At 31.4% G+C, this 8,216-nt stretch carries 7 protein-coding genes; all 7 read right to left on the bottom strand.

The window, feature by feature from the left end:
• Positions 1 to 252: 252 nt before the first annotated feature.
• Positions 253 to 843 (bottom strand): hypothetical protein, encoded by a 591-nt coding sequence (locus tag GQO80_RS15495; protein ID WP_157209269.1) that lies wholly within the window; start codon positions 841 to 843, stop codon positions 253 to 255.
• Positions 844 to 1,014: 171 nt separating this feature from the next.
• Complete coding sequence (locus tag GQO80_RS15490; RefSeq protein WP_157209268.1) at positions 1,015 to 1,554, bottom strand: hypothetical protein; 540 nt, start codon at positions 1,552 to 1,554, stop codon at positions 1,015 to 1,017.
• A gap of 136 nt (positions 1,555 to 1,690) precedes the next feature.
• Positions 1,691 to 2,227, bottom strand: coding sequence for a GNAT family N-acetyltransferase (locus GQO80_RS15485; RefSeq protein WP_157209267.1), 537 nt, complete (start codon positions 2,225 to 2,227; stop codon positions 1,691 to 1,693).
• Between the two features lie 204 nt (positions 2,228 to 2,431).
• Positions 2,432 to 2,866, bottom strand: coding sequence for a hypothetical protein (locus GQO80_RS15480; protein ID WP_157209266.1), 435 nt, complete (start codon positions 2,864 to 2,866; stop codon positions 2,432 to 2,434).
• 156 nt (positions 2,867 to 3,022) lie between these two features.
• Complete coding sequence (locus tag GQO80_RS15475; RefSeq protein ID WP_157209265.1) at positions 3,023 to 3,931, bottom strand: hypothetical protein; 909 nt, start codon at positions 3,929 to 3,931, stop codon at positions 3,023 to 3,025.
• A 276-nt stretch (positions 3,932 to 4,207) separates the two neighbouring features.
• Positions 4,208 to 4,867: a hypothetical protein gene (locus GQO80_RS15470; protein WP_157209264.1), complete on the bottom strand. Its 660-nt coding sequence runs from the start codon at positions 4,865 to 4,867 to the stop codon at positions 4,208 to 4,210.
• Positions 4,868 to 5,306: 439 nt separating this feature from the next.
• The gene (locus tag GQO80_RS15465) at positions 5,307 to 7,895 is read right to left on the bottom strand and encodes an N-6 DNA methylase (RefSeq protein WP_157209263.1); all 2,589 of its coding nucleotides are present in this window, start codon (positions 7,893 to 7,895) and stop codon (positions 5,307 to 5,309) included.
• Positions 7,896 to 8,216 lie beyond the last annotated feature (321 nt).

Genomic DNA, 8,216 nt, shown 5'->3' with positions numbered 1-8,216 from the left:
TGATTCACAAGAAAACAAAAGGGTAGAAGCTATGACAATTGTTAATGTCAATTTAATGTTCATAATGTTCTTTATTTTTTGTTCAAATTTTGTTTCATATTGCTGGTAACGTTTATGTATAAGGAAAGTTGCGTGTTTGAGTGCGAGGATTTTCCGAAGGAAAATCAGAAGCAAGCAAACGAGCAACTAACTTTGGTTTAGCTAAAACTAGCAATTTTTTTTATACTGTGTTGTGTGTAGGCTTTTATTTATTCAACTATATTTTTTCTTCTGTTCCACGCTTTTCGGTTCGTATGATGTTTGATATTTTCCATTTTTATCAGGCGAATAGATTTTATATGGTTCTCTATTTTGATTTTGTTCTTTTCTAATTTCGTGGAATAAATTTAAATCCCCGTTTAAAAAAGTCTGTCCGTATTTCAATAATTCATTATTAGCATTTTTCAAACTCGGTTCAACTCCTGTTTTAGTCGGAAATACATATTCTGATGCTTTTGATTTTGGCTCAATTATTTTCTTAAATCTCCAAAGTGCAATTGAATTCCAATCATATTCTAAAACGTCTTCGCTGTCTCCTTCTCCGAAAATTATATTGTAACAATATGGGTAATCTGTTGGATAAGTTGTACTCGATATTTTTAAGTATTTGTTTTCATTTCGGTAAATTATTATCGAAGAATGTTTTCCAATTTCAATTCTGTGTTTTTTAAATCCGAACTGTTCAAAAGTCGGAACTACAATTTCCATAGCTTTTTCCGAGAATAATTTTTGTTCAGGCGATGGCTTTTCGGTTCTTTCCGATTTCGCTTTTTTATTACCTTTTATAAAATCAAATATTCCCATTTTCTTGTTTTACGGATTTTTTTCAGCTTACACACAACGTTGATGTATAAGGAAAGTTGCGTGTTTGTGTGCGAGGATTTTCCGAAGGAAAATCAGAAGCTAGCAAACGAGCAACTAACTTTGGTTTAGCTAAAACTAGCAATTTTTTTTATACGGTGTTGTGTGTAGTTTTTATAATTTCAGCACACATTTCATTAATTCACTCAATTGTTTTTTGTAATATGGTGTAATATCAAATTTTTCTCCAGTTTTATAATCTTCGACAATTAAGTAAGAAATTGATTCAGTACCTAATATTTTTAATAAATCATCATAATTTATTCGAAAGTAGCATTCAACACCGCGAGCTGTGTTAGGAATTGGTTTTATTCGATTCAATGTTTGACTTGATTTTTCTTTAGATTTTAAAAGAATTTCTTCACCGGTTTTTAGTCCAATTTTGAGGGTGTTAGGTACAATCCAATATGAAGTTCTTATTGACATATAAGTTACTGCCAATTCAAAAAAAGATGTTTCGTCGGCAAGAACAAAACTATTTGCACTTACATAAAACGTTTTTACTCCATTTTCCAAATCATCGTTTTGGTAGAATCTCTCTGTCATAGAGATTACTTTTCGTCCGTCATCTAATTCGGTTGTATTTGTTTCACATTGCGAATAAGAAATATTTACAGTAAGTATTATTCCTAAAATTATTATTAAATTTCTCATATTTTCTTGTTTTCTCAAATTACACACAACGTTTGACAATATGGCCAGTGGCGGTTTGCGGGCTTCGTCATTATCCACCTTTGCAAACCCTGATGCGGGATAGAAAGCTTCGAATTACTATTTCTCCCGCCATTGGCTATATTGCGTGTTGTGTGCCGTTTTTATTTATCAATCCATATCTATATTCATCACAAATCTTGTCATTTTTAAATACAGATTTTTCAAATATACATTCTAATTTAAATCCTGATTTTTCAAGTACCCTTTGCGAAGCTTTATTGAAATCAAATACTCCAGTATAAATCCTAACTAATCCAAGATTATTGAATCCGTATTCAACAATCAATCGGACAGCTTTCGTTGCTATTCCCATACCCCAAAATGGTTCTCCAAGCCAATAACCAATCTCGGCAGTCAACTTATAAACATCAGGTTGTCTAACTAGTCCGATACTGCCAGCGAATTCTCCATTAATCTCTATGGCAAATGTTAATTGTGGATTTTCAGTCTGACAATACTTAATAAAGTCAATCGCATTAGTCTCTGTATAAGGAAAGGGAATATAATCACGTAAGTTATTCCAAATCTTTTTGTTATTGCATAGTTCCGCAAGTCTTTTTGAATCAGAATCGGTGAATGGTCGAAGTTTTATTTTATTGTCAATCAATTCCATTTTTATTCATTTTTTCTGCTTTTTAAAATTCTATCATGTTGTAAGTCTTCTCAAAATGGCACACAACGGTTACGTATAAGAATAGTGCGTAGTTTGAATGCGAGGATTTTCCGAAGGAAAATCAGATGCAAGCAAACAAGCACTAACTTTTGATTTAGAAATAAACTTACGCATTATTTTTATACAATGTTGTAAAACGTTTTTTTATTCTTTTTTCGGTCTCAATAAGTAAGGAATTATTCCAGTCAATGCAATAAATCCGGTCACAAATAGTGTCGTTTTCAATTCAATTCTCAAAGCATAAAACAATGTAAAAACGGAAACACAAGCATAGGTCAACACTATAGAGTCCGAAAGCAATTTATTCCGATGAGTTTTAAATCCGTTTAAGATGTTTTTATATCTATCGTTTCTTAAAAAGTACAGGTAATTTATTCCAACCAATATCAGCGGAATTGCTCCAAACCCTTCTTCTCCAATCGACTTAATGTCATATTCAGTATAAATCAGAATAGAGAAAATATTAAGCGCTATAAGTATAGAGATAGTAATAATTGTTGACCATTCAGGAATAGATTTATTTATTACACTCGTATTTCTGTAAATACTATAAAAAACGTAATCATAAACTTTACTCATTGGCTTTTCTTAAATGTTTTACAACGGTCTCGGCTATGAGTAGTTGCGTGGGTTAGCACTTAACATTGCAAGTACACACCAAACTGAAAATCCGCGAGGATTTTCAGAAGTAGGCGAGGAAAAGCAATTACTTATAGCCATTGTTGTACACAGTTTTTATTGGTTCGTTGAATATAAAATATATGGAAACTCTTCTTCGTCCATATCAGAATAGCTTTCTAAAACATTTGAATTAGAGAAATTAAAAAGATATTCATTTGTGAATTCGTTACCATTTACATTATTTTCGTTTTTTTCAATAATCTTTGTTACATTATTCTCAGATAAATATGCTGGTCCGATGTATGGCATAAAAACTGATACTGCAATGAAAAGGTCTTTATATGGATTTTTTTTATTATCGTAGAAATATTTATAAGTATAACTGTAATTGGTTCCACTTGTGTGTTCTACTCGCGTAACGTTTGAAAAAGTAGAATCATAGTAAAATTTTTGGTGTCCAAAACTGACATCAGAACCTCTTCCTCGATGGTCATTATATATTTCCTTAATTTTTCCGTTTGGATAATAACCAAAATAGTTTTCCTCAACGAAAGAGTCATTATCCATAAAAATACTTTTTAGAAGTCCATCACTATTGTAGTTAAATGTATAAGTTTTTATAACTTCATATTCATTACAAATATTAGTTCTTGTCGAAACAATCGACTCTATAAGATTTTCAACGTTATATTTAAAGACAAAAATATCTTTTTCACAGCCTGAATAATGTGGTAAATAAAAAGTCATTTTCGAGATCCTGTCTGTGTCTTCTACATATTCGAATTCCCAATATCTTTCTGCTGGTTCAGGAAAGTTATCGAACATTTGTCTTAAAACATTTTGAATATTTTTATCAAAACTTCCTTTTGCAATATCATTTAATATAGTTTCAGGTTCTTCTAATTCAAAATTTAATTCAGCGTGTGTTAAAGGGCTGTTGTTTATTTCAATTGATTCATATCCATCATCTTTGTCACATCCAAAAAAGATAATTAGAGTTAATAGCGTTAATATTTTTTTCATTTTTTCAGTATTTAAATTGTGTACAACGGGCTTGAATATGGCAAGTTGCGGGTTTTAAAACGCAATTTTCCACTGTTTATTTATAAGTTTAAATGTACTAAAATTTTCCTATTTACCATAATTAAGCAATTTGCTATATGCGTTGTTGTACACTGGCCTTTTTTTTATCGTTGGTGTTTTAATTTTTCTGTTTTGTTGTATGTTGTAAGCTCTTTGGCAAACTGTTGGCGAAGCGTGGCTCGTGCGAGTTTGCCAATGTGCTTACTGTTTGGTGTTCTAACTTCTTACAAATTTTCCTAATGATTCTAATAATTGCGGATTGTCCTCTAATGCAATCTTTGCTACTGCATAAAATTCGCTCATCCAGTCGTCAATTTCTCCGAATGCTTTGTCTTTCAGTTTTGTTGCATCTTGACTTTCTCCTTTTTCTCGTAAATACTCGGCTCTGGCTAATTCTAAATTGGTTATTAGCTGAATTGTTCCGTTTATTTCCTCTGTTGTAATCTTTAATCTTACCAATTTAGATTGTACATCACTGTCAGCAGATGCAACGGTGTAAAATTTCTTAACAACTTCCAACCATTTAATATAAGCTGTTGGCAGACTTCCAGAAAGCGACAATTTATTCAGCGTAAGAATATCTTTTCTAAAGATTACTTTTCCCTTTTTTCGGTGAAGTGTGTAGGTTTTTGCTAAATTTTCTTTTAGCTCGGTGAAGTTTTTATAAGCCTCTGATGTTTCATCGTCTTCTTTTTTGTTGAAGTCAAAGGCTTGTCGTGTTTTTGTTAATAAGGTTTTACCTTCTGTTAACAATGTTTCATCGTATCCAAACTCCGCCATAATTGTGGCTATTTCTGGTTGTTTTTCAACGTTTTCAAATGATACTCTGTACTGTTCCAAAGCTTCCGCCTCGGTTTGATTCTTTTTTAATGGCATACTGCAACTTTTTTTTATTAATAATATATTTATTTGCTCTATCCTTTATGGATTTTAGCTTATATCATATAGCTTTTTTTACTTCCTTAAAACTCTTTTTCAACGTTTTAAGGATTTTTTTGTGCTTACGCACGATGTCTGTCTATTTTCGCAACATTGTTTTGTGTTTCCGCACGCTCTTTTTCCATTTCCGCAACATTGTTTTGCTTTTTCACAGGCTCTTTTTCCATTTCCGCACGGTGTTTATCTATTTCCGCAAGCTTGTTTTGTGTTTTCGCACGTTCTTTTTCAATTTCTTACGGTTATTGCTATGCGAATATACAATTTTGCTATTATTCAATCTCTATTTTATTAATTTCTTTCATTAGCCTATCGGTTTCTGATAAGGCAACTATTAATTTTTACAAATGTGTATTGTTTTTAGCGTTGGCTTTTCCTTTTATTGATGACTTTTAATAAACTTTTCTAGAGGTGCTATACGTTTAGCTTCTAGTTCAGCGATTAGATTTTCCATAAATTCAAAATCTATTTTACCGTTTTTAATTGGAAGTTGAATTTTTGTTTTTTTAAATTCACGTTCAAAATTTCTAACTAAAACATTTTGAAAAGCTTGTTGGTTTCTATTCATCAAACTAATAAAATATGTAGCTATTCTCTTTGTTAATATGAATGATTTGGGAATTGCTCTTTTTGTAAATTGACCTGCATAGAAATCTTTTTCCATATAGAAAAATTGCATTCCCATCATCCCAATCGACAAGCAGTTTCCACTAATTTTATGTTCATCATCTAAATAATCTACATAACCTGCAATTCCATTACTCATTATTGTTCTTGTGAAATAAGGGTATGCACCTTTTTCATTGAATACGAAACTAGCTTTATTTAATTGTGGGTTTCCTTTTATGTCAAATAATTCTCCCAATTTGTATTCCTTAGATTGGACATTTTCTAAACTCTCAATCAATCTAGTGCTAATTGCATCATTATCATCAACTTCTAAACTTTGCTGTTTTAGAATATTACTTACTTCCCAATCTAAATAATCAGTTACAGTTTTCCTGAAATCCTTTAAGTTAGGTTTTGTGTCAATAGGTGGTGTTTGATTCCAGTCGGTTCCATTTTGAGGGTCAATCGTATTTTCAAAATAATCCTTATCTGTAAAAAGTTCAAGTTTACTTTTACCAAAGCGAATCACATTTACTAATTCTTCATATCTTTTTTTAGCTTGGTCTGTATCTTTAAGGTTACTACTAGCTTTTCTACGATTACTTCTTGTATAGCCATCATTCGAAAAATCGATAAACTTTACCATTTCATCTTTGTGATGTTTTTCGTTTATCTTAAAAACGTAGATATTAGTTTGAACGTTTGATTTTCCAACAAAAATATCTCCAGGCATTTTGATACTAGCTAATAGTGTGTTTTTTTCTAAAATCTTTTTGTTATAATCTTTTGCTTTTCCTGAACCAGCTGAACTTTGTATAATAATCGAAGCATATCCTTTGTTCATCATTCCCAATGCCTTTTCTACGAAGTTCATCCCATTACCCAAAGCAGAATAAGGTGGATTTAAAACGAAAGCATCGGCAGGGAATTTGCAGTCTTTTTTACCAAATCCATATTTACCGTCAAAATCCTTTATTGAGTCAATATTTAGAATATTAGAACTACCATCACCCATTAAAATCATATTAAGGATAGCTAGCATATAAACATCAGGTAGTAATTCTAAACCAAGTAATTGTTCAGCTTTTATTTTTACTTCTTTTTGGGTTAATTCTTCGGGTGAAGTAATGGTGTTTTTAGCATCAATTAGCATTTCATTCATTGCCGATACCAATAAACCTGCAGAGCCAGTGGCAAAATCCCAAACATATGAGTCTTTGTTTACTCTTGCCAATTTTACTAAAAGCGAAGCGACATAAGAAGGTGTAAGTACAACGTCATTTAACTTGTCTTGTGAAAAACCTAACCAACCGTACATTTCATTAAACAACTTACCTGTAAAATCAGTTGTTAGACCAATTTTATAGTAGATACCTAAATCATCTACAATTTTGGTAAAAACTCTTTTTAATTGACTCTCACCATTTTCAACTTTGTTGATATTTTCAGTAGTTAAAGTATTATCTAATGCTCTAATTACAAATTGTTTTTTTTCAAGTGGTATTTCCTTTAAATCTAAAAAGGCTTTTATTTTCCGTAAAATTATGTCACCATCTTTATTACCTTTTTCAGTAGATGATTTTAAATCTGTTTTGTCTAAAGAAGCGACTTTGTTAGGAATACCAATGGTGGCCATAATTGACGCAGCTACTAAATAAACGCGGTCTTTTTCACCTATTCCTTTTTCATTCTCGAAAATATGATTATTTAGTTTTACTAAAGTTTTGTCAATTTCTTTTTCTCGTTGTTCTTTTAATTTATCAAGTTCTTCTTGAGAAAGCTGAAGTGTTTTTAGCTTTTCAATGAAAGCATCAAAATTTTTAGATGCTAAAAATGAAAAATCGGAATATTCGTCTACTTTTTGTCCCGCACCAAGATTACTTTTTGAAACATAATATACGCCTATTTCGTGTTGAATTTTCCCTGCTTCATCTTTGTAACCTGTCATTCCGATAGCAATAATATCAGTATAACTTGTGTGATGTAGTAAAGCATTTGCGTAATGAACAGCACCATTTACTGCATACGAGTTGATGTTTTTAAAATTCGATTCGTTTTTGGCTGTTCTGTTTTCAACTATTCCGTCTTTATCAAGTTTTACGAGTTTATCTTTATAGCCTTTGTACTCAATAAGAATTGGGAAAAAGTCTAAATTTTTATCTTGAACTAATATTTTGGCATCTGGTCTATTTGCACCTGCCCCACCATTTTTAGTGAAGTAGTCAGATAGTGCTTTGTCAATCTCGGCATTAACTGATTCTTGTTCTAATTTATAAGGTAGCTTATATGATTTTAGCCATCCGTTTGCTAAATCCGCAATATTTGGTTCTATTGATTGTGCTGTTTTTTTTCCTTTCATTATTCCAATTTTCTTAATTTTTTTTAATATTCAAATATATAATTTTTAGTTGGTTTATTTGATTTTCCTATAAGTAAAAAGGGTGGCGGTGGGGAAGTGAAAGCTCTTTTGGTTTTTAGAGCTTTGGCTTATGCGGTTGGAAAAACCAAATGTGCTTTTACGTGCGGTTGGTTTTTCGTTTTTTGTCGGCTTGTGTACAACGTTGATGTGTAAGGATAGTTGCGTGTGCAAGCAACTAACTTACTAAAAATGGAACGAACCAGAGGAAAATCCGTAGGATTTTCCAAGTAGGCAAGAACCAAGCAATTATTTTTACACTGT

Source organism: Mariniflexile maritimum (genome assembly GCF_009746565.1).
GTDB classification, from domain to species: Bacteria; Bacteroidota; Bacteroidia; order Flavobacteriales; family Flavobacteriaceae; genus Mariniflexile; species Mariniflexile maritimum.
This window is presented reverse-complemented; position numbering and strand designations above follow the sequence as displayed.

Excerpts from the sequence above, each read along its gene's own strand:
- GQO80_RS15470 (WP_157209264.1), bottom strand. The coding sequence starts at position 4,867 with ATGCCATTAAAAAAGAATCAAACCGAGGCGGAAGCTTTGGAACAGTAC.
- GQO80_RS15485 (WP_157209267.1), bottom strand. The coding sequence starts at position 2,227 with ATGGAATTGATTGACAATAAAATAAAACTTCGACCATTCACCGATTCT.
- GQO80_RS15495 (WP_157209269.1), bottom strand. The coding sequence starts at position 843 with ATGGGAATATTTGATTTTATAAAAGGTAATAAAAAAGCGAAATCGGAA.
- GQO80_RS15480 (WP_157209266.1), bottom strand. The coding sequence starts at position 2,866 with ATGAGTAAAGTTTATGATTACGTTTTTTATAGTATTTACAGAAATACG.
- GQO80_RS15475 (WP_157209265.1), bottom strand. The coding sequence starts at position 3,931 with ATGAAAAAAATATTAACGCTATTAACTCTAATTATCTTTTTTGGATGT.
- GQO80_RS15465 (WP_157209263.1), bottom strand. The coding sequence starts at position 7,895 with ATGAAAGGAAAAAAAACAGCACAATCAATAGAACCAAATATTGCGGAT.
- GQO80_RS15490 (WP_157209268.1), bottom strand. The coding sequence starts at position 1,554 with ATGAGAAATTTAATAATAATTTTAGGAATAATACTTACTGTAAATATT.